Origin of the sequence: Pseudomonas sp. NFR09, assembly GCF_900111535.1 — a bacterium.
GTDB classification, from domain to species: domain Bacteria; phylum Pseudomonadota; class Gammaproteobacteria; order Pseudomonadales; family Pseudomonadaceae; genus Aquipseudomonas; species Aquipseudomonas extremorientalis.
Genome location: NZ_FOIH01000009.1, coordinates 100,818 through 125,877, shown reverse-complemented (window position 1 = coordinate 125,877; position 25,060 = coordinate 100,818). Strand labels below are relative to the sequence as shown.

Annotated in this window: 23 protein-coding genes; 11 read left to right on the top strand and 12 right to left on the bottom strand. The window is 52.5% G+C overall.

The annotated features are described in order from the left end of the window. Window positions 1-14 precede the first annotated feature (14 nt). Complete coding sequence (locus tag BMX59_RS20375) at window positions 15-1,307, bottom strand: RES family NAD+ phosphorylase (RefSeq protein ID WP_093125177.1); 1,293 nt, start codon at window positions 1,305-1,307, stop codon at window positions 15-17. 201 nt (window positions 1,308-1,508) lie between these two features. Between BMX59_RS20375 and BMX59_RS20370 the strand changes: the two genes are divergently transcribed. The 4 genes from BMX59_RS20370 (at window position 1,509) to BMX59_RS20355 (ending at window position 5,772) form a co-directional block, all read left to right on the top strand. Continuing rightward, a complete protein-coding gene (locus BMX59_RS20370) occupies window positions 1,509-2,927 on the top strand; it encodes a PDDEXK family nuclease (RefSeq protein ID WP_130898125.1) in 1,419 nt (472 codons plus the stop codon). A gap of 69 nt (window positions 2,928-2,996) precedes the next feature. After that, window positions 2,997-3,473 (top strand): hypothetical protein, encoded by a 477-nt coding sequence (locus BMX59_RS20365; RefSeq protein WP_071489350.1) that lies wholly within the window; start codon window positions 2,997-2,999, stop codon window positions 3,471-3,473. A 249-nt stretch (window positions 3,474-3,722) separates the two neighbouring features. Next, window positions 3,723-4,958: a hypothetical protein gene (locus BMX59_RS20360; RefSeq protein WP_093125173.1), complete on the top strand. Its 1,236-nt coding sequence runs from the start codon at window positions 3,723-3,725 to the stop codon at window positions 4,956-4,958. Between the two features lie 82 nt (window positions 4,959-5,040). Then, window positions 5,041-5,772 (top strand): DUF2971 domain-containing protein, encoded by a 732-nt coding sequence (locus BMX59_RS20355; protein ID WP_071489348.1) that lies wholly within the window; start codon window positions 5,041-5,043, stop codon window positions 5,770-5,772. Between the two features lie 191 nt (window positions 5,773-5,963). On the opposite strand, the gene BMX59_RS20350 is transcribed toward BMX59_RS20355, so the two are convergent. Next, on the bottom strand, window positions 5,964-6,455 hold the full coding sequence (locus BMX59_RS20350; RefSeq protein ID WP_071489347.1) for a transcriptional regulator: 492 nt from the start codon (window positions 6,453-6,455) through the stop codon (window positions 5,964-5,966). Between the two features lie 177 nt (window positions 6,456-6,632). Between BMX59_RS20350 and BMX59_RS20345 the strand changes: the two genes are divergently transcribed. Beyond that, window positions 6,633-7,034 (top strand): DUF6957 family protein, encoded by a 402-nt coding sequence (locus BMX59_RS20345; protein ID WP_371914384.1) that lies wholly within the window; start codon window positions 6,633-6,635, stop codon window positions 7,032-7,034. Between the two features lie 179 nt (window positions 7,035-7,213). Then, complete coding sequence (locus BMX59_RS20340) at window positions 7,214-7,684, top strand: hypothetical protein (RefSeq protein ID WP_071489521.1); 471 nt, start codon at window positions 7,214-7,216, stop codon at window positions 7,682-7,684. Window positions 7,685-7,953: 269 nt separating this feature from the next. Here BMX59_RS20340 and BMX59_RS20335 read toward each other — a convergent pair whose 3' ends face one another. After that, window positions 7,954-9,414, bottom strand: coding sequence for a Shedu anti-phage system protein SduA domain-containing protein (locus BMX59_RS20335; RefSeq protein WP_156792151.1), 1,461 nt, complete (start codon window positions 9,412-9,414; stop codon window positions 7,954-7,956). A 173-nt stretch (window positions 9,415-9,587) separates the two neighbouring features. On the opposite strand from BMX59_RS20335, the gene BMX59_RS20325 reads away from it, so the two are divergent. Next, window positions 9,588-9,890, top strand: a complete 303-nt coding sequence (locus BMX59_RS20325) for a nucleotidyltransferase family protein (protein WP_071489344.1) — start codon at window positions 9,588-9,590, stop codon at window positions 9,888-9,890. Here the strand turns inward: BMX59_RS20325 and BMX59_RS20320 are convergent. Further along, window positions 9,880-10,329, bottom strand: a complete 450-nt coding sequence (locus BMX59_RS20320) for a 3'-5' exoribonuclease (RefSeq protein ID WP_071489343.1) — start codon at window positions 10,327-10,329, stop codon at window positions 9,880-9,882. The genes BMX59_RS20325 and BMX59_RS20320 overlap by 11 nt on opposite strands. Window positions 10,330-10,780: 451 nt before the next feature. Between BMX59_RS20320 and BMX59_RS20310 the strand changes: the two genes are divergently transcribed. Both BMX59_RS20310 and BMX59_RS20305 read left to right on the top strand, forming a co-directional pair. Further along, entirely contained in the window at window positions 10,781-11,116 is a 336-nt protein-coding gene (locus BMX59_RS20310; RefSeq protein WP_071489342.1) for a hypothetical protein, read from the top strand. 171 nt (window positions 11,117-11,287) lie between these two features. Continuing rightward, window positions 11,288-12,226 carry a hypothetical protein gene (locus tag BMX59_RS20305; protein ID WP_071489341.1) on the top strand — a complete coding sequence of 313 codons (939 nt, stop codon included), beginning with the start codon at window positions 11,288-11,290 and terminating at the stop codon, window positions 12,224-12,226. Window positions 12,227-12,265: 39 nt separating this feature from the next. Here the strand turns inward: BMX59_RS20305 and BMX59_RS20300 are convergent, their stop codons facing one another. From BMX59_RS20300 to BMX59_RS20270, 7 genes are all read right to left on the bottom strand, one after another. Next, window positions 12,266-13,033, bottom strand: a complete 768-nt coding sequence (locus BMX59_RS20300) for an SIR2 family NAD-dependent protein deacylase (RefSeq protein WP_027981122.1) — start codon at window positions 13,031-13,033, stop codon at window positions 12,266-12,268. A gap of 52 nt (window positions 13,034-13,085) precedes the next feature. Then, complete coding sequence (locus BMX59_RS20295) at window positions 13,086-14,282, bottom strand: DUF3800 domain-containing protein (RefSeq protein ID WP_231999527.1); 1,197 nt, start codon at window positions 14,280-14,282, stop codon at window positions 13,086-13,088. After that, window positions 14,260-15,081 carry a hypothetical protein gene (locus tag BMX59_RS20290; protein WP_027981124.1) on the bottom strand — a complete coding sequence of 274 codons (822 nt, stop codon included), beginning with the start codon at window positions 15,079-15,081 and terminating at the stop codon, window positions 14,260-14,262. The genes BMX59_RS20295 and BMX59_RS20290 overlap by 23 nt, the downstream gene beginning before the upstream one ends. A 460-nt stretch (window positions 15,082-15,541) precedes the next feature. Further along, window positions 15,542-15,829, bottom strand: coding sequence for a hypothetical protein (locus BMX59_RS20285; protein WP_071489338.1), 288 nt, complete (start codon window positions 15,827-15,829; stop codon window positions 15,542-15,544). A gap of 238 nt (window positions 15,830-16,067) precedes the next feature. Next, window positions 16,068-18,548 carry a DEAD/DEAH box helicase family protein gene (locus tag BMX59_RS20280; RefSeq protein WP_093125169.1) on the bottom strand — a complete coding sequence of 827 codons (2,481 nt, stop codon included), beginning with the start codon at window positions 18,546-18,548 and terminating at the stop codon, window positions 16,068-16,070. Further along, on the bottom strand, window positions 18,549-19,343 hold the full coding sequence (locus tag BMX59_RS20275; protein ID WP_010425947.1) for a Hachiman antiphage defense system protein HamA: 795 nt from the start codon (window positions 19,341-19,343) through the stop codon (window positions 18,549-18,551). Between the two features lie 665 nt (window positions 19,344-20,008). Further along, window positions 20,009-21,781: an ATP-dependent nuclease gene (locus tag BMX59_RS20270; RefSeq protein WP_071489336.1), complete on the bottom strand. Its 1,773-nt coding sequence runs from the start codon at window positions 21,779-21,781 to the stop codon at window positions 20,009-20,011. A 248-nt stretch (window positions 21,782-22,029) separates the two neighbouring features. Between BMX59_RS20270 and BMX59_RS20265 the strand changes: the two genes are divergently transcribed. Both BMX59_RS20265 and BMX59_RS20260 read left to right on the top strand, forming a co-directional pair. Further along, window positions 22,030-23,070 carry an AAA family ATPase gene (locus BMX59_RS20265; RefSeq protein WP_371914383.1) on the top strand — a complete coding sequence of 347 codons (1,041 nt, stop codon included), beginning with the start codon at window positions 22,030-22,032 and terminating at the stop codon, window positions 23,068-23,070. Between the two features lie 7 nt (window positions 23,071-23,077). Beyond that, window positions 23,078-24,409 carry a DUF58 domain-containing protein gene (locus BMX59_RS20260; protein ID WP_093125163.1) on the top strand — a complete coding sequence of 444 codons (1,332 nt, stop codon included), beginning with the start codon at window positions 23,078-23,080 and terminating at the stop codon, window positions 24,407-24,409. Window positions 24,410-24,485: 76 nt separating this feature from the next. On the opposite strand, the gene BMX59_RS20255 is transcribed toward BMX59_RS20260, so the two are convergent. Then, window positions 24,486-24,845: a PilZ domain-containing protein gene (locus BMX59_RS20255; protein ID WP_093125160.1), complete on the bottom strand. Its 360-nt coding sequence runs from the start codon at window positions 24,843-24,845 to the stop codon at window positions 24,486-24,488. Between the last annotated feature and the right edge of the window lie 215 nt (window positions 24,846-25,060).

Here is a 25,060-nt window from a genome sequence, read left to right as displayed (position 1 = left end):
AGCGTACATAGCCTTTAGTAATCATCCCAGTCGTCATAATACTCGTCGGACTCTGGCTGACCATCCTCGCGCTGGAGGTCTTCCGTTATGAATCTGACACGACAAACCTTATGCCTGACCAGCGTGTCAGGAACGTACTCAATCGCAGGCGTCTGCGATGGGGGGCTGCTGAGCAAATCATCTAGTTTCGTGAAAGCAGTTCGAGGCTCGAGTGAAGCCACCACCGCATGATTAAAAAGGGTCAGGTTAGTGCCTTTCCGCACTTGAGCGGATTCGAACAGTACACCGTCGAGCGGCGGGTCGAACTGCGTAGCTAGGTACTCCGCCATGACTTGGGTAGCCAAGTATTCGTGTTCCTGGTTCGGAAGCACTGGTACGGTGATTTTTGCGTGGAGCGTTTTCAGGAAGATGCGCCGACCCATTTGCTCTTCATAGCTTGCTTCAAAGGCACTCAACGGCCTCGCTTCGTAGGCTTCATCCAATGCGATGAAATCCAGGACGCGAACGGGCCTTGTGAGCTTGAATTCGCCGCTAACGACTCGTCCTCCTACTGGCGGGCGAAGCTCGGCAACACATGTTTTTCGATCAAAGGCTCCATAAAATGCAGCCAAGCCTTTAGGGTTCATTCGGCCAGCACCAGCGGCCTCCTTGGGTGGAGGGCCTAGTTCTGCAGCAGGCTTGCTAATGATAGAGTCGTATTCTGCAAGGGAATCACAGCGCCTGGCACGAAAGATCTGTTCGTCGACAAGCTCTCTAATAACGGACATCGAGCCATCAGGGCTTTTGAAGGATGAGAGCCCTCGAAACAGCCAGTCCAGAAAATCCTTGGCATGCTGACTAAAAAATCGATTTCCATGCTTCATTTCGTTCTGAAAATTCAGCCATCGAGCTTCTGCTTCTCTTGGTCGAATCACTCTCCACTCATAGTTTTCATCATAGCTGTACCTCGCTTCACCTCCCTGAATGATGTCGTAATGGGAGCTTTCGTTGAGGTCGCAGAGAACACGCTCGACAACGGGGTCGTCCTCATCCAAACCAAGTAATTCTGCGACATGAAAAATAAGGGGGTCGCCAGCCTGCTCTGTTTCAGAGCGTTTCCCATTGTCATCGTAATGATCGTATATCGCTCCAGGATGGCAATACTTCTGGAGGACATCGTCGACCATGGTGATCAGGGCGTCGAATGGGATAGCCTTACGCCTTTTTATTAGGCAGAACGAGCACTCCGCAGTCATGCCGGTTCGCCTGATCAACCCAATGAGATAGGCTTCGTTCAAGCATTTGTGGCAGATCAGGTCTTCATCCATGTGGCTGTGCTCAGCAATTCAGTTGACGGTGATTCTAAGTCAACATAGACGCTCGGCTCGATGGAAACCTGCGGCCCATAGGCTCTGCCCTCAAGGAGCCCGTTGGAGACCACGTGTAGACTTGGGCTGCTTAGCCACTAGGTGTTGCAACACCATGGCTTCATAGCATTAGCACTGACAAATGGAGTTGATTTTAAGGTTATGACCGCACCACATGCCTCGACCTACCGACGTCCCGCAGACTGGAAGCAATTCGAGCGTCTGTCTTTAGCAGTGATGAGTTGCGTCTTTAAAAGCAGGTTCGATCAGTACGGTCGGGAAGGCCAACGGCAGCATGGCGTGGATCTGTATTGTCGCCTCAAAAATGGTTCTCTCATCGCCGTTCAGTGCAAGGGACGAAATGATAACCTCGGCAAAAATCTGACCCTGGCTCAGGTAAACCAGGCGGTTCTCGAAACAGAAGACTTTCCGTTCAAGATCGATCACTTCTTCATCCTTACCACCAGTCCGCATGACAAGCACCTGACCAATCGTGCCTTAGAGCTCACGGAAGAGCGAGCTATCGTTGGAAAGGGAACAGTGGACGTATGGGGCTGGGGGGCGCTTGAAGCTGTGATTCAAGAGAACGCCTCGCTCCAGGAGTCATTTTATCCTGACTACAAACCGAAGATTTCTTTTCGTGGCTGGTTCCTCAGGGTCGGGTTGGCTAGCTGCTTTTTCGTAGCTGCCGTCGTGGGAACTCATAAGTACCTTACCTATCAAGCCGATACAGCACAGATGAACCAAGCGACTGTCGAGGGCCTCACTGAGTATATGGATCTGAATGATCGGTTGATTCAGATCTATGAGGGTTGCCTAGGGATGCTGGACAAAGAGACCTTTGCCTTCTCATATTCTTTTCAGCAATTTTGCATCGTTCCTGTGGAAAGGACTCTGAATGCAATGGAGCATCAGGTGCAGCACGCCAGTTTGAAGATTGATATTGCTGCGATTAATCAGCTGGATGTGCTGCTCGATCTTTTGCGAGAGGATTATCGACAAGGATTGATAGCCAATCAGATGACTGATTTTTTTGAACAGGGCATCAGGGATAGCCAGAAGGCATTGTGCATTCCAAACAATTCTGACGCGTCCGCTGAACGCCTGAAGCGGCTGCGCAAGCCTGCTGACGATGCGATGAACCGGCAGCTGGAGTTCTACTTTATCCTCCGCGACTTTATCCTGCCTGGGCTTCAATCCATGCAGGCAAATGTGCTGGTCGCAGCTCGGCAAAGTAACCGCAGTGGCCTATCAGAACAGATGTTGAGTGACGCGCATCAGTTAAGCGAACTGCTGAAGCAGCGCCACCAGTATCGAATGGAGGAGCCACAGCAGCCTTTCACTCTGTCTGCTGTGAAGAATTTGAGCTCACGAGGGATAACAATATCAGGCGAAATGGACACCATGATTGAAGATGCCCGATATGCCCACGTTTTGCTCAAGGGGATTCGAGCATCATTTCTTGGCAAGCACGAGGACGTGAGTGAGCTAATTGAATGCGGCGTCTATGTTAAGGATGCCGGAATAAGGTTCCGCAAGGATGAGGAAGCCATCAGGGCCTCCGCTGTACCAAACGCCTGAGATGAGCAGTCAGGCTCTTGCTTACCGAGGCACTGCTTTTGGTAGCACTGGCGCACAGAGGCATGCTACATGACGCAACCGCTCTTTGATTTTGACCTAAAACGCGTTTCTCGTCGGCACTACATAACTGGCAAGGCCGCAATCAATTTCCCCCAGCCAGGATGTATCACTGGTGGTTGGCATTTCCTGTCTTACTTCGACCGAGATTCGGGCGTTGCTAAAGTGTCGCTAGCAGGGATTCACTACCCAGACACCGATGCGTTTTTTGGTGACACGGGCATCACTGACGTGACCGAACAGCTCAGGAAGCGTGGATGGCCCATAGTGGACAAAAAGCTCTTCATGGCTGACCACTACAGAGCTGCTGCAGACATGATCGTGAAATGGTCGTTGAGCGATTCAAGATACTGCAACGTAGAAGTCGCGGAATGGTTCCCTTCCCCTGAGGCTACGCAGCGGCTGCTTGGAATACTGAATCTTGGCAAGCCCAAGCTTTCGGAATTGAACAGGCTGCAAAAAGTGGAAGCTTGGCTAAGCTCGCAATAGGTGATGAAGTCAGGTTAGTCAGGAAGACAGCCGTTGTAAGACGCTGAATGAGAGTAATGAGTCATTGAAAATTTTGGGGAGCGCCTCACGGGTCTGGCAGTCATTAACTATGCCCCCCTGTAGTGTTGGCCGATTGGACTTCCATCCACAACGCATCCGGATGCGCCTGCACCTCCGTGCTGTGGTTGCTTTCTTGCTTCAAGCTGTACAGGCTTGTAGTTTGAAAATATCGAAAATCAGGAACGCCACATGAAGATTTCGTTGATAGACAATGGGCTTGACTCCCTTCGCAAAGGTTACGTCCACTTGGGTAGGTATGAGAAATTATTAGCCGAAAAGGCCGGCGACACAGAAAGATTCTCAGCACTAAAAGACTCAGTCCTATCAATCCAACATGGTGTTGAAATCTTATTCAAATACTCTCTCAAAGAAAAAAATGAGATCCTGCTCTTTACCGACATTTCAAAACTCAAAGAAGCTTATAAAAGCCGACGAGAGGAAATCATTAAAGAGCTCTATGAGTACGAAGGCTTACATACCGTAACATTTAAGGAGTCTATCGAGCGCCTAAAGGATATCTGCGGCATTCATATGGATGAACGGTTTGTCAAGACTCTAAAAAAGGTTGAGGCATGGCGGAATAGCATTACTCATAGCGCTGTGCTTTTGAGGGAAATTGAAGTAGCAAGAATCCTAATAAAATTTTTGACAGAGCTGGATGATTTTTTTGGCCCTTTGATCGGAGAACCCTACCTAAAAGGGCAGGGACGAACAGAGTTAGATCGAGCCTATAGGCTGACAAAAGCGGTCTACGGCGAGCTGGATAACAAAATTAAAGGATTGACGGTTGAACGTTTAATTGATGTGCTGCAATCTAATAATCTTAAAAATGTGACCGCTCCGAGCACTTTTCTAATCAAAGATCCAAAAAAGGCTTACGCTATACTGGAGCAAATACAGGGAAGCGAAATCCGGTATGGTTGTGACTTTGTAAATATGCACAACTCCGGTCATGCACAAATTGTAAGCCTAGCAGAAGACGATATCCTCACGATCCATGCCGTGGATATTCGAACCAAATATCAGTTTTGTTTAGATGCTCTGGTTGTACACATCCCAGAAATCAACAACGACCGTTCGCCTCTCATATTCATGTTCGCTAAACGCCTCACAGCGCAGGGCAAAAAACCCTATGTCAGAGAGGACGTAGGATGTACCCTGCAGCATGGAGTGAACATCGATGCTGACGACTCCTATCACTGGGAGAGGGAAATGCGCGAACAATCAATCGAAGACTATAACTCCGACACTCCCCAACTTCCGTCACATAAGGAAGCTATTAGATTTTTATCAGGTGGCCCCGTATGCTTCATGAACATCCAGCAGCTGGAATACGGATCTGCACATCGTCTTCTTGATAACAAGGCATTTCAAAATCCGGAAGCGTTACATGCTGCCTTTCAAGAAATGGAGTCAGGCGAATAAAGAGTGGTCGAGGAGGATGTTCGGTGGTGCCAAGTTCTATTACCGACATGGGATGGTAACCGAAAGTAATTGGTAGAGGTGAATGTTGAGAACTGTGTTTGATGAGTCTATTGATGCGAACGAACACTTGTGGCGATACTTTAGGCCTGATCGTTTTTTAGAGATGATAAATCAAGGGTGTCTTTATTTTGCATCTGCCCGACAGTTTCAAGATCCTTTTGAGGGGGCTACTGCTGTACTACCACCAGGATCAATTCATGATCCCCGGTTTTTGCCGCAGAATGAGGGCGGCGAAAGAGCCTTCGAGCAGCTACGTCGTCTAACAAAAATATGTTGTTGGCATCGAGCTGCATATGAAAGTGATGCGATGTGGCAGTTGTATGCTGCAGCATGGAAAGGAGTAGCTATTCGAACAAGTCCAGCGAGATTGGCCAAGGCGATTAAGCCCTTCAAACTGAGGGAGGATTACGCTGACGAAACTCTCTGGAGCGGTAATGTTCGGTATCTCGATCTGTTAAAAGAAAGACTTAGGGTTAATGTGCTTGAGCGCTTTATGTACAAGCATAAGGCATTTTCCTGGGAGCAAGAATTCAGGCTGATGATATCACTTCGTTTGGCAGAGGAATTTGGCGTAAAGGTTCCTGAGTCTGGTATTAAAGTGGCCGTAGATGTTTGCTTGCTTATAGATCGAATTTATCTTGGCCCAGAACTGTCTATTGACGACACTCAAGCTATTCGCCTTGCCGCTGAGTCTGCGGGACTTGGCGATAGGGTCAGGGTATCAAGTATGCTGGGAACTCCTAGATATACTTGAACTAGAACAATAGGCATGACCCGCTTCAAATCCGGATTGAAGCAAGGACGGTCGTAAAGCGCGCTGCCGTATCGCGGCAGCAGTGATGCCGGCATGAGGCCTAAACAGACTATCCTCGCTTCAACTCAGATCAAAACCTCTTATGAGTGTGCGGTGCCATGCCAACTTGGACGCAACGGAAGAGCCCTGTTTCACGTACTCGAGTCTTCGGAGAGAATGCGCTTCCAATGACGATTGACTAGGCTCGGCGACAAGCCCAACTCCTGGGCGATCTGCGCCTGTGTCATGCCGGTTGCTCTAAGCCTCCTAACGGCGTCGAGGCTTGCGGGGTTCTGAGGTTTTCCGCGTGTACGCTGAACTAAAGCCCCATCGGCAAATTGCTCTGCTAATAGCTCCATGCCCCCACCAGCTTCAAACGCTCGAAGCTGCTCTTGTGCATTTTTCATGAGGTCAGGATATGGCGTCCCCAGCCGTGCGGACATGCACAAGGCCAGAAGGGCGAGCGGATCTATCTCAAGTGCTTCAGCCAGGCTTTCGAATTTCTCAAGCGTGATGCTGGTTTCACCGCGCTCCAGAGCACTGATCTTGGACTTGGCGCTGGCATCCGAAAGCTTCTCATACCGGAAGCGTTTGTTCAGGCGTAGAGCCCTGAGGGTGCCTGCTAAGGCGATTTTGAGATGCATGGCTCTGCCAAAAGTCAGGATATAGCCATACCATTGGGTTTCCGATAAACATCAATATGAGGTATTATTGTAAAGATCGGGGCGGCTCCAATCCCTCTCTTCAGGCCCGACGCCAACAGGGGGGAGCTGACAGCGACCACGGCCTGACAATTTATGATAAATCCTGAGGGTGGAGATATGGACGTGGATAGTCCCATTCAAGACGGTCTGTTGGGCGATCCTGGTGTCAGCCTAATGGGCGCGGAGCTTTGCCTTGATGACGCCCTGCAGGCGGCAAGAAGGCACTATAAGCACCTTCCACTATGCGTCGTCGAAGAGTGGATCATCCTGGACGCCGTAGTCACTGACACCGAGCGCGCAAAAGTAATCGCCGCAGGCTGCCAGCCAATGTTTCTGTTTGCCCACCAGGTGGTGCACGACGAACAGAGACGATTCGAACCCGGTAACTGGGTGCGCTCCAGTATGGGCACCACCTTCAAAGAAGGCTTCCTGTTCGCTACGCGGAACTCCGTTTACGTTCTTCTCGGCCCTGGGCACCGGAAGTCGTCTTCCATCGACGCAATATTTTCCCTTTTCTGATCGTCAGCCGGCCCCTGCTGGGTAGGGTGTCCGCAGCAGCTCAATGCGACGAAGCTCAGAATCATAAGTTTCGTTGGAGCGCTTGGTAAGGCCTCAAGGCAACGGCTTGCGACAAGACAATGATCCCTTCAAGTCAACTGCAGGTGCGCCTGATGGGCCTGCTTCACACGAGAAACAAGATGTTCAGGATTTGCATGCAAGATCAGGCTGGGCCCGTTGGAATGTTTGGCGATGGCCTAGCTCACTTTCACGCCGTCTCACGATCTCTCGCAACGCATTGGTATCACGTCAGTCTCAAGCGCCGGCATGAGGGCCGATTTGTAGCCTTTGAGGAGATGGTCAGCGATGAGCCCCGCCTTGTGGAGCTACTCATTGCTCAGGATGAGAGCATGGTTGTTCAGGACGTCCAAGTCGTTACACCTGGCTGGATGAACAAAGGTTCGGGCTGGAAGATGGAGCAATTGACGTCTTTGTCGATGGGACTCAACCAGGTAGCGGTGCCGATCTGCGTTCTTCAGGTCGAGAGCGGTGATGTGTACATCAATACTCATCAGCGTGACCTTGATGTTGATGCCTTGGTCGGGGTCAAGGAGCTGTACCGACGCCGCTCTCAGACCTCCGGTTTAACATCGTCGTCGGAGGGTGTGTAGCCATGGACGACATCCATACTGTTGAGTCGAAGCGACTTTCAGGCTAGACGTCGAACGGCTTAGCCTGCGTGAGTTCATGGGTATTGCGGGTGATCGGTATATCCCAACGCCGAGTCGGCTGCATTAAATTCTCTACCATTGTTTAACGGTGGCCGAGCATCGTTTTCAAGCCGTCACTGGTTATCAGATTCGAGCTCTGGAACGGCCAGCAGCAGAAATTAATTATTGGTGCGCATCGCTCACGGGGCGCAAATTTGATTGCCCTAGGCTCAGAATGGTAGATCTTCCTCGCGGATTGGCTCTGGCTCCACCGGCGGCTTGGGCGTGAGGGCTTGGTGGATGCTTTCTAGTCGTACTTGGAGCTCATCAAAAGTCACCACCAATACATCCTTCAGGCCGCTTCGATACTGCTCGAAGGCACGCTGCTTAGCCAGATCCCTGGGAGTTCGACCAATGATGACGATTGCCGCAATGGCGTGTGCGTGAACGCGCTCATCAAGCTCCTGGGACAAACCGAAAACCTCCCGTTGAAGCACGCTGCGTTGGCTAATGATCTGACCGACTGCACCGCCTAGCTCATAGGAAGGCACGAATGTCTGCCGGTATGACTGACCGAGCAGCTCAGTCTGAGGATGCTTGATCTCGATGAGGGCAAGATTTCCGGTTGCTCTGGCGGCCATCAGGAAATCCGAAAACTGACCGCCCCGGCCACTGAAGCCTTTACCGCCGATGTATGGCTGGTCTGCAATCTTCTTGACCGGATACCCAAATGCCATGTCGAGCACGAAGGGGTGTTCACTTAAGAACCGCTGCCATCTAGGTTCGCTTACCTTGTTGTCCATCATTTTTCGATAGATCTCAATGAGTTCTCCGAGTGTAACGAGCTCGATTTCTGCCTTGAGATTGAACAGTGAGTTGGGCGCAGATTTAGCAAGCGCAGGAACGTTTTGCTCCGTCAGCTTGGCTGCCTGCTGTTGATCTTTAGGCGAAAGCCGGGGCGACAGGGATCCTAGAGAAACCAAGTTAGCGAGAAGGTCAGGAGGCAGCTTCCTGGCGCGTGGAGGATAGAGCTCAGGCGCAGCTTCATGAAGCAGGCTTGTATAGCAGGCAAGTTTCTTGTCAGACGCCGTCTCCCGCTGGTGGCGCTGGGTTAACCGATCCAGGCATTTCCGCAGCTGCTCTAGACGATCAACGCCCAAGTAAAACTCGTTGCCTTTGAGTTTCGCATCGTTGTGACCAGTACCACCGTGTATCACGATGGTATCAACCCCCTTTAGGCTGCTCAGTGCCTGGACGATGCACCTGTATTCGTACTTGAAGCCAAGGCCGTAGCGCCAATCCGTATAAAGCCCTTCCGGAAGCCCATCGAGCAATTCATCTACTTCGTAAGGAGTGGCTGGATGGGAGTACGGTGTATAAACAGGTCTTGTAATGATGATCGACCTGATTCCGTGATATCGGGGCTGACCGTACTCGGGGTGTTCGGCTCTAGGGTTGATGGGATAAATGGTCAGGTAAGACGGTGCAACCTCCAGCAGAAGGTGCCAACCTGGCTCATGCTCTGCCAACGCGACGTCGCTGTAATAGACCCTAGAAATCCCATATATCTCTTCACCGATGGACTCGTACCCCTCATCTGATTCGATGGCCGAGAGCTCTTCCTCGCTCAAAGCCCCAGTGTCTTCGAGATCAAACCGAAGAAAAGGCCCTCCGTCGGTGCGCTGCTGCATGGCGTACTGCGAGGGCCGCATAGAAGGCATAGTGCTGTCGTCCCTGATCAAGATAGTGGTCGCCGAAGGCGTTATACCGAGTCTAACGAGCCGCTTGAGCTCCGGAAAGACGGGCACCAAAATGCTGGTTCGCCGGGGGCATCGATGAGCGCCTGTGGCTCAAGGAGAAAGGTATGAGGCCCACTGACGCGATACGAGGAAAGGAAGGGGAGGTTCGACGTCTGATCGAGACCTATGGCTTCATTGAGCCCAGACTCTTCGGCTCTGCCGCTCGAGGAGATGATCACGAAGGGAGTGACCTCGATCTGCTCGCCACCATTCCTCCAGCAATGGTCGGCAAAATCTCCCTGTTCGACATCGCCGGCCTCGAAGACGAGCTTCAGGTCTTGGTGGGTGTGCCGGTCGACTTTCACGTGAGCAACGACATGCCTGAACACCTCAGGCAATCCATCGAGCGTGAGATGGTTACGCTCTAGCTGTGAACATGCTTGCGATGATCCTGGCGTCTAGCAGGGCATGGTGAGGCAGTTCTTCCCCATCATTCATCGCTGTCAGGGTCGTGGCATCAGTGGGAAAGTTTCTGACGTTCTTGGGCCATTTCCCATCGTGATAGGCGAGCTCGCAAAACAGCTCCCAGTCGTAGACAGGGGCGTCAGTGACAACTTCGAGCTCTTCGTCGTAGGTTGCCAAGAACTGGAGGAGTGCCTTCCTGGCCTCGATTATCGGCATGGCGTACTCACCGGCCCAGAGCTGTGGCAGTACGATCTCCTTCACGAAATAACTGCAGTCGTATTCTCGCCACGTGCCGATCACTTCGACGTAGAATTCGCGACCATCCGGGGCAACCAGTGCCAGCGAAATCAGCTTCGCTGCTGCTGAGAGCTCGGTGAATTCGCAATCAAGAAAGAGCCTCATGTTACGAAAACTCCGTGATGACTAGGGCCCGCCTAAATATGGCGCAGGAAGGACAGCTATGGGACATGGCCCTCCAGCATCTTGGCCATGATGGGCTACTCGAGCTGGTTGTGGAGCTGTGGGGAGGCGCGTCTCCTCCACCCACACGATTAGTCGAGCATCTGAGAGCCAACAAGTCCTGAATATACTGAAAATTGCCCAAGAGCGAGTCGGGGCATTTGTACCTGGTCGAACGCCGGCTCCAGGGCCGTAACATTGTACGCTCGTCACGCGAGCGATCTTGCCGACGGGCTCATTACGCGACTGCCGAAACAGCAGCTTTCGCGATCCTGGAGAGGCTCCTGCCTCGAAATTGACTTGGGCATCTGACCTCACTTATACAGCAGTCAGCCCCCTGCCGTAGCTGTCCCAGTAGCTTTCAAGCTTACTGCCCCACCCCATTGAGATGTTTATGAGTGCTGATTTGACTGAAGAAGAAATGCGTCGTGCCCTGTTCGGTACGGCTCAGCCTGAACATCAGTTGCCCGCCGCTCCGTTGCAGGAGCCAGTGCCAGATGTAGTGTTCACGAAGCCGGTAGCAGCTCCCGCAGCCAAGAAGAAAATGGGCAAAGCATTCACGCCCAGGCTCAGGGTCACTCTCCGAGTCGGAAACGAATTCGAAGGAAAAACGTACGAGCTAATTCACGAAGCCGGCACGTTGAGCTCGCTGCTGGCTGAGCAGGAGGCTGTGAAGTCTGCTAGGAAAAAGTACAAGTACGTGGAGGTCGTCTCGGTCAAGTCGATGTAGATGGAGCTCATTAGCTCCTCAAGCCGATCACCTTACGCGGCCTTCAGCTTGGGCGCATTACGTTTCAGATCTCGATATCATGACCTCTAGTGCGATGATCATGCCTGCCAACGTTAGGCCGCTGCACCCGCTCATCGCGTCAACAACTTCCCGCCGCCAAGGGAGCTGGAAATGCTAGGACTGAAGGTTGAGATTTGGGAACATTGGGAGGAACTTTGCTGCTACTTCATGGAGCAAATAGCCCACAAGCACGACCCGCATATCAAATACCAATGCTACGGTCACAAAGGTCAGAGCCAGTTTGGGGTTGATCTAGTCCCCAAAAGCTCGGATTTTCCACTGGTCGGCCAATGCAAGTTGCGCGAAACCTCATTCACTTGGAAGCAGGTGCTGGATGAGTTGGAAAAAACTGATGGGTATGCAGGAAAAATTCAAGGCTACGTGATTTTTACGACTGCTCACAAGCACACCACCATTCAGGATCAGCAAAACAGTGGTTCTGTCTATCGGCATAAGCGTCCGGACGGAAGCTCATTTTCCGTTCATGTGAAACACTGGGCCGATTACAGTGCGGATGATCTCAAGTCCATACCTCAAGACGTACTGCAGCGTATTTTCCCAAACGCTTACAGTTTGTCAGTTACCCCACAAGCACCCTCCAATGATGACTACATGGTTTCGCTCGCCAAGCTGCGCAGCTACGTCCCCACCTGCCTCTCTGTGTCCGATCTGCATTGGTTGGAGCAGTACGACTTCACCCTAGGATGGATCCCGGAGCTAGCTTTCGATGCATTTCGAGATCTTCACCGTGACGTCGAGCAAGTAGAAGACGCGCTCCGCTTCAACATCAAAAGCTGGTTACACCAGGAAGGCTCGGAAGAGATTAAAGCTTCTCTCTTGGCCGGGAAAGACTTCTATGACGCGTTAAAGGTGTTCGTTAATGGGGTTCAAGGCCAAATCGTTGGTGATAATCTTCCCGACGGCACCTCAATTCTGACAGTCACCGACCAGCCACGCTGGGAGAAGCACGCGAGACAATTCGCGAGCGATGCTCAATACCTCGCCAACGTTTACAGGATGTCAATTTTGGGTGAGCGTGTTCGGAATTAGTTCTATGTTCGCGGCTCTTTTAGTTTCAATCGTCATAGACTACGAGACAGGATGGTCGCCAAAGGCTTCGCGAAGCAGGCTCTGCATCATCACAGAGGCAGGGCCTTCGAGAAAGTGCTCCTGACCGCTGATATCAAACCGCGCAGGATTAATGTGAACAACGGTCGCGCCACGTCCCAACGCGCGTAGCGGAAGCTCTGCTGCCGGATAAACAATCCCGGACGTACCAATCGACAGGAAGACATCGCATTCCGCTGCTGCTGCGATTCCTGCACTCCAAGCGTCCTCTGGCAGCATCTCACCAAACCAAACGACTCCAGGTCGAACATATCCATCACATGCAGAGCATCGTGGCGGCTCAATCCGACTCCCGCCCTCAGGCAGAGCTTCGGACGTGAGGGGCAACGTATAAGCAAGCCGGCAATCGATACACCGAGGCGAGTGCAGGCTGCCATGCAGATGGGATACGTCCCGGCTGCCTGCCCGTTCATGAAGGTCATCAACATTCTGAGTCACGACAGTGAGCTTGGGTACGTACCTGGCCAGTTCGGCGATAGCGAGATGGGCTCCATTTGGCTGCGCCTGCAGAACCTTATTCCGGCGCCATTCATACCATCCCCAACACAGTGATGGATCAGCTCGGAATGCGTCGCTGGTGGCGAGCTGTGCAGGATCAAACCGCTCCCACAGCCCAGTCAAAGCATCTCGGAATGTTGGGATGCCGCTTTCTACTGATACACCAGCGCCTGTGAAGACAACGACATGCTGAGCGTTACGCAATTGCTCAGCGAGGGAGCTGGTGATCATAAGCATTCCTTAGAATCGGATCTCATTTGGGTGCCGCCATTATGGCCCGGTGCTAATCTTGCCTGTCTCGTGCCATCATAAAGTCAGCGAATGCGTTCGCTGGGTTGTGCCCACCTTCATCACCCGCCCTTCCAAGTGCTTCAGGGGTTACATCTGTTGTAGGCCAAACACATCCACTGACGAAATCATGCAGAAAGCCTAGGCTGTCCAGCTTGATGAAGAACTCATCGTCTGTTTCACCCTTCTGCCGCTTGGTGTAGTAATACGAGAGTGCGCTAGTGAGCACGTCGGTAAGCTGAATACCATCAGAGTCGTGTGAGGCGCTGAAGGTCAACGTATTCAGTCTCAGGGGCAACTCAATCTGGGCGTTTCCGAAACCGATCACTTGTTGCTCTTCAGCCTGCTCTTCGAGCTCGGCGATTGCCTTGAAAAAATCGGCCTGACGTTCCAGGGGCTCCGAGTCATCGCATATCGCGTCGAACCGGGCGTGCTGCCTTCCCCATTCAACACACAGTGAAAAGAACGCCGGGATCGCAGGGTTGAAGGTACTCTTGGGCAACTCTTCGAGGGCATCCCGAACAATCATCGAGCTCATTGACAGCATCTCAAGCTCCCACTCCATCGGCAGCGTGCTCTGTGCGGCAGCTTCTTTCATCACCTCTAAATACTCGTAGAACGCGGTGATAGCTTCCTCGCTCTTCTCGCCGCACATGTCGTAGTAGAAAGAAAGAAATTGATCAAAGCAGGCATCTCCCACTGCGAGTGGAAGGCAAGCGAAGATCATGTTGCTCAAAGCGATGTTCTGGCCATTCTCATAGAGGTTGAAGTCGAATTGGTAGTAAAGCAGCGGCTCCAGGAGGTCATCGATCACCTTGGTCAGCAGCATGAACCGCTTGTGAAACACCTGTGCCTTGAAGCGCTCAGGCGTCACTAGACCAGACCGAAATAGCTCAATGACCCGATCTTGCCCCCGCCCAGTCTTTCGAAGCTTTTTGAAGTGGATTTCAGGCGCCTGCCTGGAGCGCAGTGGGCGGAGCAATCGCTCACACTCTTCAGCGTTGAAGTCACAGGAGCCGAGGATAAACAGTGGTTGGTCGAGATCGGCCAGCTGACGTCCTGTGTTGCCTGATTCGTCGAAGTAGATTGTTGTCATTTCGCTACCCTGCGTTTCTGCCTTCGTGGAGTCCTGAATGGCCAGCATGAAGCTGGCCACCACCTCATCGATATCAGAACTCGTGTTCAACATCATCGAAGAAGTTTACGTGTAGCTCGTACTCGAGCGAGCCAAAACGCGCTAGCAGGTCTGCCCTCAGTTCGCCTTCAGCTTCAGGTTCAAAATTGATCCAGTAGCTGTACACGAGACCATCATCCGACTCGTTGGTGGTGATCTCTGATCCCGCCAAGAGCTCGCCATCTTCGACCGATATCCCCAGCTCGCTTGCGAGTGCTTGCGCCATGGACATGCGGTTGCTGTTTCGAGCCTCTTCCACCTGAGCCCAATATTCGTGCTCAGATCTACGATCTCGATCAGCATCTGATTCCATACTGGAGATGGATACGCCATCCTCTGCAAGCAACCACTTACCATCACGGCGAAGCAACTCGACTGTGGCGTTAAGGAAGAATGCTGCACCGTGATACACCCGATCTTGGTCTTGCTCGCCCTGATAGGTCAGCGAAACTCCCAAGCTCAGTATCCCGGTTGAGTCGGCGTATTGAGTAGCATCGACCGTCAAGGCGTCCACCGTGAATCCGCTTGCATTTGTCTCCGCAATCGCACCGGACAGCTGATCTTCCAACTCCTGATCCAGATCCGAGTAAACATCGTCCTCGTGGATCGCGTCGTCAAAATCCTTGATCCCAAAGACAGCCATCATCAAGCGCGGATCCTCGGGGTTCCGCTGAGCGACCACAGCGAGCTCGTGGTAATCAGCAAAGCCAGCTTTCCGTGCGAGGGTCTCTTGAGCGACAGAAAGCTTTACGTCCTGATCACGAGCGAGCTGCTTGGCTTGAGATTTGAAAATGTTGAGCGGGGAAAAATCGGACATAGCAATGTCTCCAAAACCATAGACGCTTTGGTTACCGATTGCCTGTTCACCGGGCAGCGTCGGGTTAGGGACATGCCGATGTAAAACGAGGGATGTATCTACGATGGGCTATTGCTTCGCGAAACAGGCGCCAGGCGACCATCACCGCCTGGGCCGATCATAGGTCAGGGAAATTAACTCTGCAATAGGCTGCGCGAGCGGCAGCCCTAGGCCGGTTACGCGGGGAGTATCTAAGAGGGGGGCTCGGGTATCTGCCATGAACGCAAGCGGAGCGCGCCGGCTCGGGATGTGCCAGAGGCTTGAGGATGGAAGCCCGCAGGGCCAAAACCTGGCGAAGCCAGGGTTTGGTTTACGACAGCCGTACCCCAGCGGGGGCAAGCCCAAAACTGCAACGGCATCATCGCCATTAAGCTGCAGTTATGAAGATATCCCGCATGCCCCGCGTACGCATCAGCTTTGTTTACCAGCCCAGGATTTTCTCAACCCCTGCGGTGAGGTCAACCCGATCAGTGACCTTGCTCAAGTCTTTGTGATGAAGGGCGTCTTCTGCGGCATGCAGCTCAGTAACCTTTTTCTTGTCGTGCTTGTTCAGGAGTTGCTCCAGGAAGTACAGGACTTCGTAGCCTTCGTCCTTGTCTACCTGACGACGATCCTGAATGCCAGCATAAGGCGAGTCCCCTTCATCCCGAGCCCAAGTGTAGGTATAGACATCAGTCTGAAGGTTCGAGCGTTTCAGTGTTACAGCCATGTGAACTCCATTTGCGTGAACAGCTGTGGAAAGATAAGTGCTCCATGCGAGCCAACGCTGCCCCCTATATGGCGAGCACGAAGGTGCTTGGGCACCCTAATCCTGCCTCAGCTATGGCGCAGTGTCACGTGGCAAGTGGCTCTTTGATATCGCACTTAAAGCGGCAAACGAGAGGATGTCACGACCCTCTTGGCCATAGACCAAGAGGGTCGGACGATCTCAGCAATACCTGGGAGGGTTAAGCCGCCGGCTCGGGAACCGCTTTCAGGTTCATCTGAGCTTCGAAGATGAGCAGGTCGCTCTCTTCATTGTCCCTCATCAACCCAATGACCCTAGAGCTAACCTGGATCTCGCCATTTCTATCGAGGCGAACATACTGGGGGTATCGATCAAGCAACAGCTCGGACAGACCACGACTGTAACCCTCTCGGATTAGCTTGATTTTTGCGTCATCCGTGGTGCCATATTTCATGCGTTTATAAAAAGCTGGATCAATAGCCCCAACCCCGTTCAGCACCTCAACAAATTTAAAAATCTTGTTGTCGAAAAAATCATCTTCTTCCTTAAGACGAACGATAGCGAGATTGACTCTTTCTACATCATCCTTGGTTGAAATTCTGACCCAATAAGGAAACTGGCTATTACCAAACTTAGTATCACCCCAGTTTGCGACATACACATAGTCCGTCCCCTTTTTCTCAGGAAGCTCGCGCCAATATTTTAATGTGTACCTTAGTATCTGCTTGAGGCTGTATTTTTTCAGTTTCCAGTCCAAAAACATAGCATAGAAATCTATAGTAGCCTTGTTTTGCAGTCGCTTTAGGTCACTGTACTTTCTCTTATCATCGAAATTGTCAACAAAGCAAGACTTGATTTCTAGCAGGAGGCGGTCAGCGCTATCGATCAAACCATATTCCTCAACCGATGTACTAATCGCGCTATCAATCTGCTCCTCAGTGGCGAACACGTCAATCTCACTCACACTGTTAGCGATCAGCAACTGGCCAACCTGCGTCTTGACATACTCACACTCTTGACCAGTGACTATGCCAGGTTGGAGGTTTTCCAGCCTTGCCACAGCGTCACGATGCCGGTCTGCCATTGGGCCATCCAAAATGGCAGTCTCTTGAAGCAGAACGTTGCTTACGCTGTCTTCGTCGACCTTCGAAACATTCACGTTTTTTTCATAGAAGGTCTGAAGATTAGATTTCTTATTCGTGAAGCCGTCGACACCCAAAAGGTAGATGCTTGACTCTAACTTTTTAAGCGTGATGCCCGCTTCGGGTGCGAACACCTCGCTAAATCTATTGACACGACCGATTAGGTTTTTGAATTGCGATGAGGTCAGATTTCCACGGCCTTTTGAATAGTCAAAAATAAACAGGCGCTCAATAGGAAGATTTACGCCTTCAAGCAGAGTGGAGTTGCAGACCAGATACTTCATCGCCTTTGACTGGTGGAACAGGTTTTCCAAATACAGTCGTATGGTGTCCGGGATCGAGCCGTGGTGGTACATCACTCCCCTGCGCAAGCATGAAATCAGCCTATATCGCTTATCGAATGTCTCCTCAAGCTCATCACAAGCTCGCTGAACTAATGGGCAGTCGATATCAGGTAAAGTGTTGGCGAGCTCGACGGCGAACTGCTCAATTTTCTTTTTGGTGTTGCCATAAATAATATTCTTGGCTAACGATTCGCGCTTGATCAGGTCGAAGCAATTCTTGTGCTTTCTGTCGATTTCCAACCATTGGTTGAGGAAATGGTCGTAGAGTTTCAGCTTGCCGTCGTTCTTCCCAGTCCTGAAGTCTCTGGTGTAGAAGCGCTCAGACTTGATGTATTCATCTACCCTGAAGCCCTTGGGTGTCATATCAAGGTAACGAACTCGAACGTTAAGCTCGTTACAAAGGAAAGGAGTCAAAAACTTAAATGAAGTCTGAGAATTCCTAGCGCCTAGGATGCATAGCATAGTCGCCAATAGTTCATTGCGACTGTCGCCCTGAAGGAGGTTGTGAGCCTCGTCCACAAACACCATATCGAAGTACAGACCACTGTATTCGTTTAGTAGTCGATTCAGGCGCTCTTGTGTAAGCACAAACGTTCGATTGTTTCGCTCGGGCGAATACATCTCCGGATGCGTCACCACCTTGCCCAACTTTGGAATATCTGAATAAATCAGGCGCTTCTTCGTCTGGGCGAGCAAAGCTTTCGATGGCACCAAGATAAGGATGCGTTTAGAGGGGTTGTCTTTGACAGATTTGATAATGAGCTCAGACTTCCCGTAGGACGTCGGGGCAATGACTACTGACGAGTTCTCATATTCGTCCTGGACAAAAGTTCTCAGAGTATCCTGCTGCTCCGTAAGCACCATCCCCTGATCACGGAATGTGTCTACGTAACTACTCACAATATTTTGAATGAATGACCTACTTAGCCTTTCATCTTTCTCAAAAGATTTACCGAGAACAGCAGAGACAGGTAATAGCCCACTATTGATAGATACGTCATAAAGCGGCTCGTATCTCCCCGTCAGATTGCCATAAAATAAAGTCACCCTATAACCTAAACGCTTTATTTCAGGCGCTTTGTGGTTGAGGAGCAGGACTGCAATCGCAAGCAGCTTAACAGTATCCCCGTCGGACATCTCGCTGCCACGGAGAAGCTCCATGTAAATGTCTTTGAAACGGGTTTTTGCCAATTCCTTGATAGTTAGCTCTTGCATTTAGCATCCTGCCTCGGCGCGGAGAAAGTCTTCCAGTTTCTGAAGTGTTCCCTTATGGAGGGATAATACCAAGACAGTTTTGAAGATAGGAGTCGCTGTTAGGGTAGTGGTAAAGTCCGCAATACTTGTCTCCATAACCTTGTGCGAGACATCATTGAATAAAGCAGAAACCAAGACCACGTTATTGTCTGATGGTACGGCAGAATTCCCGTAAGCTTTGTCACCCTCCATGCCCAGGATGGCGAGCACAGATTCTTTGTAGCTTTTCTTATCGTTGATGGATTTCTGCGCGGCATTCATGGCGTTCAGCCAATGATTCATTTCTGATTCAGCGAGTCGGCCCTTAAGGTCATCACGTGCTTTGGCAAGCATGGATTTGCTGGCTGCACAGGAGGTTTTCTTTCCGGCTGCCCCCGACTTCACTTCCGTAATCCACACCTCGTCAGTTGAGGGTTGATAAAGAATGAGATCAAAACCTTTCCGGATATGTTTTTCTTCCATATTGAAGAAAGGCGAAACGACATCAAAATCGTCGAGCATTTCGAGTATTACGACATGCGCAAGCAACTCTCCCAGCATCCCAGTACGAGTATTCTGATCCTTGCTGGAATAGCGATCCCAGAATGACTTCAAGGTTGCCGCGTATTTGAATACCACCATGCTCCGGCTCGCCTGATCGGCGCCATGGCATATCCTGGTCAGATTTGCCCTGAGAGTGTCCTTCAGCTCATCTGAGAAGGACTCGATGCAGCACATTGCGTATTGACCCACTTGCTTGAAAACGACGCCATCCATAACTCAAATATCCAAAGGGGCCGCAGCCTCTGAAATCCTGCCGCTGCATCCATCGCAGCGGCCTGTAGGTCTACTGTTGGTTTTACTGCCAAGTAGCAAGGCCAGCCCACAGGCTGAAATAGCCATGACGGCACTATGCCACTTCTTGAAGTATAGCGAGATGATTCTGTTGAAAGTAGAGACCAACGCCTGTCGGGGCGGGCTGCTTTGAGCCAGGTCAGATCACATGCTCACGCCACACTCACTCTGCGGAGAGTGGTGCTAATGTCCAGGGGACAGGCTGCGGAGGTTCCGCAAGCTGGATGGATTGGGAGGTTTGATGCGACTGATTGCGCAGATTAGCTACGCAGTTCCTGACATGCTGGAAAAAAGATTCGGGCGCCAGCGGATAGCGCCAGCCAAGATGGCCGAAGGGTGGACGCCTGCCGGGCGAAAACCAAGCGCAGCCAAGGTTTGATGCGCGGTGGCCCAGCACTGCGGTAAGCCACCCAAATCATTGACGAGCCAGGATGGATTACGTCGAAGACGCTCTCGTTCACCTCGATCTTCAAAGTGCCTAACCGGGCTAACAGATCTGCTCGCAGCCCCAGGTAGGATCGCTACAGAAGGGCAGCAAGCAGGCTGGATTATGCTTCCAAGCGGAAGCATAAAGATAACGTAGCCGGTCAGAGAGCTCGCATCCAATCAAGGGTGCTGCGGAAAACAGGATATTCTTGATCTATCGTCTCCGGCTGCCAGGTTCGAATATTATCTTCCTGAGCAATGATTGCGGCTTCCCCTTTTTCCACAATGCTCAAGGCATCCTCAATACATCCCATCGGCCAGACCCAAGTTGAAAATCCTGCTTTCATGGCTTCATGAGCCGCATCTGCGAGCGGTCGACCGTCAGCATGCCTCGCGAAGGCAGCCCAACAATCCGCTGCAGTTCCGTTCTGGGATTTCTGAGGCATTCCATTTCCTCCGAGCTGGAAACCTTCGGCTTGGCTGACAACCCGAAGTGCAGATCTGACGTTATCCATCTCTTCGCATTCCTTCGGAAGCCAAGGGCCTCTAGCGTGGGTGAAAGCAAAATCCAAGTCAGCGATCACGCCACATTTGATACCCATTGCCGTCAGTACAGAAAATCCTTTAGGTATAGCGGTGCAACTCCCAAGGGCAACGAAACAGATCCGTTCAAGCTCCGGACTAACGCCATAGAGCTTCTCGTAAATGAGGGGTAGCAACCTCTGGTCAGTTTTGCCCTCACACAAAATTACCTTTTCGGCAAAATAGATCTCCGCAATGTTTCCAAGCTCAAAAAGCGTTCGAGATTGCGCTTGAGCCTCTGCTATAGCTTGAGCAACCGCCGTGCCCATAGGAATGCGAACCTCGGAACCGTTCTCCCGTGAGCGGCGCACGATTACCGTTTCAGGCGCATTATCCCTGCTTACCATCAATGGCGAATGGGTCGTGAACACAACTTGGTAGCCGGATTTTGAAAGCACATGGAGTGCTTCTCTAAGGCCCCTGACACCTTGTGGGTGCAGAAAAACCTCGGGTTCATCGATCAGCAAGAGACGACGAGAAAGGTCTTGATCGCGGGTTTTACGGATGTCGGCTAGGAGCCGGATCAAGGCCATTTGTATTGCGCGCTGAGCACCGCTTCCTAAAGTGTCGAATCGTCTGGTTTGACCGGATATCTCATCGGTCACGTTTAAATCACCGCTCTTGAAAAACTCCTTAACGTCGATTGACGGTACGTCCAGGTTTAACATCAAACCAGGGAAGAAGCTTGAGAGGGCATTGGTGGCGCTGGTGTCGAACTCATTCAGCAGAGGGGATCGGTTCTCACCGTCGGATCCCAGTATATTCCTGACTGCTGTGAGTGCATCCTGAACCTCTTGGTGGGCAGTGAGGATGGGTGCCATGATTTCATCCAGTAGCCCACGAATTGTGCTGCCAGCTTTGCCTTTGCCTAGGTCTTCCTGGACATCATCCATGGCGCGGATATGCAACGCTTCAGGTAACAATGCCGAAATGGCTTGAGGCAACCCCGTCGGATAGGAGCGCCACGACGTAGGCAGACCTTGCTCATCTATATCAGCATTCCCCCACACCTCTGTGGTCGGTTTGGTTGAGCCCGAAGCAGAAATCCTTATCCAAAGATCACCGTTGATGCAGTAAGGGGTAATCGCTGCTTGATGTTTGGCTTCAGGGATTTGCGCAATCAGTTCCTCGGTAATCCCGGATACGCAGGCGCTAATGATGATGGGCTGAGTCGGATCATTCGCGTCTGTCTTCGCAAATGCCTTGGGCGCAAGCACTAATCTGATCGCGTCGAGGATGGTGGATTTTCCTGCGTTATTCTGACCGACCAGTGGGGTGAAATCGCCCAGTGGCAGGATTACTTGCTTGCAAGAGCGGAAGTTCTTGATGTGTATCTTGCTCAAGGCGTGCATGGGATGAATTCCTTTTCTACGGTGGGCAAGGCTCCTCAGCGTAGCCTGAAAGTGGCGATGCGCCACAATCCTGGCATCATTGCTTAAGGATGCAGCAGCGCTGTGAGCACATATCCTCTCTCGCGCAAGCGGAGCCCGGCTCCTTATCTACATATCTTCTGATAGGTTAGATTTGAGTACACAGACCAAGAATGCGTACTGACCAAAAGGTCAGCCAAAAACAGTTAGATTGGGTAAGCGATTGATTTATGGATCATAATCTAGAACTAACCGTTAGCAAGGCACCGGAACAGCTGAGTGATTTCCCAAGCACCACTGCCTTGACCAGTGAAGCCCTGCAACGCGCCAGTGGGCAAGCCCAAGCCCTGCGCACTGAGTTGCGCAAGGCAGTGATTGGCCAGGATTCGGTGATCGAAGACGTCCTGACCGCACTGATCGCCGGTGGCCACGTGCTGCTCGAAGGCGTGCCAGGGCTGGGCAAAACCTTGCTGGTGCGCGCCCTGGCACGCTGCTTCGAGGGCGATTTCGCGCGTATCCAGTTCACCCCGGACCTGATGCCCAGCGACGTCACAGGCCACGCCGTGTATGACCTGCATACCGAACAGTTCAAGCTGCGCAAGGGGCCGGTGTTCACCCACTTGTTGCTGGCCGATGAAATCAACCGTGCTCCAGCCAAGACCCAGGCAGCCTTGCTCGAGGCCATGCAGGAACGGCAGGTGACCCTCGAAGGCGAGGCGCTGCCCATCGGCCAACCGTTCATGGTGTTGGCGACACAGAATCCCATCGAACAGGAAGGCACATACCCCCTGCCGGAGGCGGAACTGGATCGCTTCATGCTCAAGGTGCGCATGGATTACCCCGACGCGCAGCAGGAACTGGAGATGGTGCGCGAAGTCACCCGCTCGTCGCGGGCCGACATGCTGGCTGTACACCCATTGCGCACCGTATTGCAGGCCGAAGATGTGCTGCAACTGCAGCAGGTTGCCAGTGACCTTGCCCTGGATGAACAGGTGCTCGACTATGCCGTGCGCCTGGCACGCGCTACACGCAGCTGGCCAGGGCTGGCGATCGGTGCAGGACCGCGCGCCTCAATCGACCTGGTCCGCGGCGCCCGTGCCCGCGCCTTGTTGCGCGGTGGTGAATTTGTAACACCGGACGATATCAAGGGATGCGCCCTGGCAGTACTGCGTCATCGCGTACGTATCGCGCCAGAGCTGGATATCGATGGGCTGGAGGTCGACCAGGTGCTCAGGCAGTTGTTGGATCAGATTCCGGCACCCCGGCAGTGACTCGCCCATGAAGCCGACCCGTCTGCTGTTGAACTGGCTCGGCGCATTGCTGGGTCTGGGCATTTTGCTGGGCACTGCGGCAGCATTGCAGCTCACAGTACCGGACACCTTGCACTCAGTCGTCTGGGGGTTACTCCTGGCGTTGTTGCTGCTGGCCATGCTGGACGCCGTACGATTGCATCGCCGCCCATCTCCGCATGTACAACGGCAGATGCCCGGCAGCCTGGCGCTGGGACGCTGGGGCGAAATCCGCCTGGCTCTGGAGCACGACTTCCCACAGCCGCTGACGGTGCAGGTATTCGATCATGCCCCCGACGGACTGAGCGTGGAGAACATGCCTCAACCCATAACCTTGTATCCCGGTGAACGCAGCGAACTGGGCTACCGCCTTCGCCCCCTGCGGCGCGGGCATTTCAGTTTCAGCCGTTGCGAAATACATCTGCCCAGCCCTATGGGGCTGTGGGCGGCACGACGCCATATCGAAGTGAGCGACTCCACCCGCGTCTACCCGGATTTCGCTCGGCTCTACGGCGCCCAACTGCTGGGTGTGGACAACTGGCTGAGCCAATTGGGCGTTCGTCAACGTCAAAGGCGCGGTCTGGGGCTGGAATTTCATCAACTACGTGAGTTTCGCGAAGGCGACAGCCTGCGACAGATCGACTGGAAAGCCACCGCCCGACAACGCACCCCCATCGCCCGTGAATACCAGGATGAGCGCGACCAACAAATCGTGTTCATGCTTGATTGCGGCCGGCGCATGCGAAGCCAGGATGACGAACTGTCTCATTTTGACCACGCCCTCAATGCGTGCCTGCTGCTCAGCTATGTTGCCTTGCGCCAGGGCGATGCCGTGGGGCTGTGCACCTTTGCCGGTGACCAATCGCGCTACCTGGCGCCGGTCAAGGGCAGTAGCCAGTTGAACCTGTTGCTCAACGCGGTGTACGACCTGGACACCACCCGACGGACCGCCGATTACCAGGCGGCGGCAAGCCAACTGCTGGCCCGGCAGAAGCGTCGAGCCTTGGTCATTGTGGTGAGCAACCTGCGGGACGAGGACGATGAAGCCCTGTTGACGGCCGTCAAACGCATCAGTCGTCAACATAAGGTGCTGGTGACCAGCTTGCGCGAGGAGGTACTCGACCAACTGCGTCAAGCCCCCGTGCAAACCTTGCCCGAAGCCCTGGCCTACAGCGGCACCATCGACTACCTCAACACACGGGACGAGCTGCATGACCGCCTGACCGCACATGGCTTATCCGTCCTGGACACCTTGCCATCCGAGCTGGGCCCCGCACTGGTGACACGCTACCTGGGCTGGAAGAAAGCCGGCGCTTTCTGAGAAAAGCGTTCTGAAAAACAACACTCGACCACGGCAGAGGTAAATCCCTCTGAACCGGGTCGACAGTGCGTTGTAGCTAGGCCGAAGCCTGCAAGGGGTCAAAACTGAAGTAATGCAACAAGACGTTGATCAATTGCCCATACTCCTCCGGGGCCTGCAGCACAGTGAACCCGGAATCGTAATGCTGCGGGTTGATATCTTCGTGGCTCCACAGGCAGGTAGCCGTGAGATCAATGGGATAAAAGGTGCCGTCAGCCTCCGGAATCTTCAAGCGCAGCTCGAAATCCACGTCGACCATCATGGGCAATTGGCTGATCAACATCAGCCCGTCTTCCGAAACATTGCCCAAAAAACCGATGGGCTTGTCGGTGAGACGGTTAAACACTTGCAGGAAGTAAGGAAGCTGATGCCGCTCGATCCGTCGGTCGGTAAACATGGTGAGATCGCCATCCAGTGGCCATAACGCGGCCGTGCCAGTGATTCGGAACGAGTAATAAAACCCGCTCTCCATGGATCTCGGTAAGACAACGGGCAATAGTCCGTCGCCAGAACAGCTACCGAGTCCGGGCCCACATTCGTTTGCATAGAAACTTGTACAAACGAACATTCAAAGGATAGCCCAAGACTGGCAACAGGCCAGTTATGAAATGG

Bases quoted from the DNA above. Each gene is read 5' to 3' on its own strand.
- BMX59_RS20375 (WP_093125177.1), bottom strand. From the start codon at position 1,307: ATGGATGAAGACCTGATCTGCCACAAATGCTTGAACGAAGCCTATCTC.
- BMX59_RS20370 (WP_130898125.1), top strand. From the start codon at position 1,509: ATGACCGCACCACATGCCTCGACCTACCGACGTCCCGCAGACTGGAAG.
- BMX59_RS20365 (WP_071489350.1), top strand. From the start codon at position 2,997: ATGACGCAACCGCTCTTTGATTTTGACCTAAAACGCGTTTCTCGTCGG.
- BMX59_RS20360 (WP_093125173.1), top strand. From the start codon at position 3,723: ATGAAGATTTCGTTGATAGACAATGGGCTTGACTCCCTTCGCAAAGGT.
- BMX59_RS20355 (WP_071489348.1), top strand. From the start codon at position 5,041: ATGTTGAGAACTGTGTTTGATGAGTCTATTGATGCGAACGAACACTTG.
- BMX59_RS20350 (WP_071489347.1), bottom strand. From the start codon at position 6,455: ATGCATCTCAAAATCGCCTTAGCAGGCACCCTCAGGGCTCTACGCCTG.
- BMX59_RS20345 (WP_371914384.1), top strand. From the start codon at position 6,633: ATGGACGTGGATAGTCCCATTCAAGACGGTCTGTTGGGCGATCCTGGT.
- BMX59_RS20340 (WP_071489521.1), top strand. From the start codon at position 7,214: ATGTTCAGGATTTGCATGCAAGATCAGGCTGGGCCCGTTGGAATGTTT.
- BMX59_RS20335 (WP_156792151.1), bottom strand. From the start codon at position 9,414: ATGCAGCAGCGCACCGACGGAGGGCCTTTTCTTCGGTTTGATCTCGAA.
- BMX59_RS20325 (WP_071489344.1), top strand. From the start codon at position 9,588: ATGAGGCCCACTGACGCGATACGAGGAAAGGAAGGGGAGGTTCGACGT.
- BMX59_RS20320 (WP_071489343.1), bottom strand. From the start codon at position 10,329: ATGAGGCTCTTTCTTGATTGCGAATTCACCGAGCTCTCAGCAGCAGCG.
- BMX59_RS20310 (WP_071489342.1), top strand. From the start codon at position 10,781: ATGAGTGCTGATTTGACTGAAGAAGAAATGCGTCGTGCCCTGTTCGGT.
- BMX59_RS20305 (WP_071489341.1), top strand. From the start codon at position 11,288: ATGCTAGGACTGAAGGTTGAGATTTGGGAACATTGGGAGGAACTTTGC.
- BMX59_RS20300 (WP_027981122.1), bottom strand. From the start codon at position 13,033: ATGATCACCAGCTCCCTCGCTGAGCAATTGCGTAACGCTCAGCATGTC.
- BMX59_RS20295 (WP_231999527.1), bottom strand. From the start codon at position 14,282: ATGATGTTGAACACGAGTTCTGATATCGATGAGGTGGTGGCCAGCTTC.
- BMX59_RS20290 (WP_027981124.1), bottom strand. From the start codon at position 15,081: ATGTCCGATTTTTCCCCGCTCAACATTTTCAAATCTCAAGCCAAGCAG.
- BMX59_RS20285 (WP_071489338.1), bottom strand. From the start codon at position 15,829: ATGGCTGTAACACTGAAACGCTCGAACCTTCAGACTGATGTCTATACC.
- BMX59_RS20280 (WP_093125169.1), bottom strand. From the start codon at position 18,548: ATGCAAGAGCTAACTATCAAGGAATTGGCAAAAACCCGTTTCAAAGAC.
- BMX59_RS20275 (WP_010425947.1), bottom strand. From the start codon at position 19,343: ATGGATGGCGTCGTTTTCAAGCAAGTGGGTCAATACGCAATGTGCTGC.
- BMX59_RS20270 (WP_071489336.1), bottom strand. From the start codon at position 21,781: ATGCACGCCTTGAGCAAGATACACATCAAGAACTTCCGCTCTTGCAAG.
- BMX59_RS20265 (WP_371914383.1), top strand. From the start codon at position 22,030: ATGGATCATAATCTAGAACTAACCGTTAGCAAGGCACCGGAACAGCTG.
- BMX59_RS20260 (WP_093125163.1), top strand. From the start codon at position 23,078: ATGAAGCCGACCCGTCTGCTGTTGAACTGGCTCGGCGCATTGCTGGGT.
- BMX59_RS20255 (WP_093125160.1), bottom strand. From the start codon at position 24,845: ATGTTTACCGACCGACGGATCGAGCGGCATCAGCTTCCTTACTTCCTG.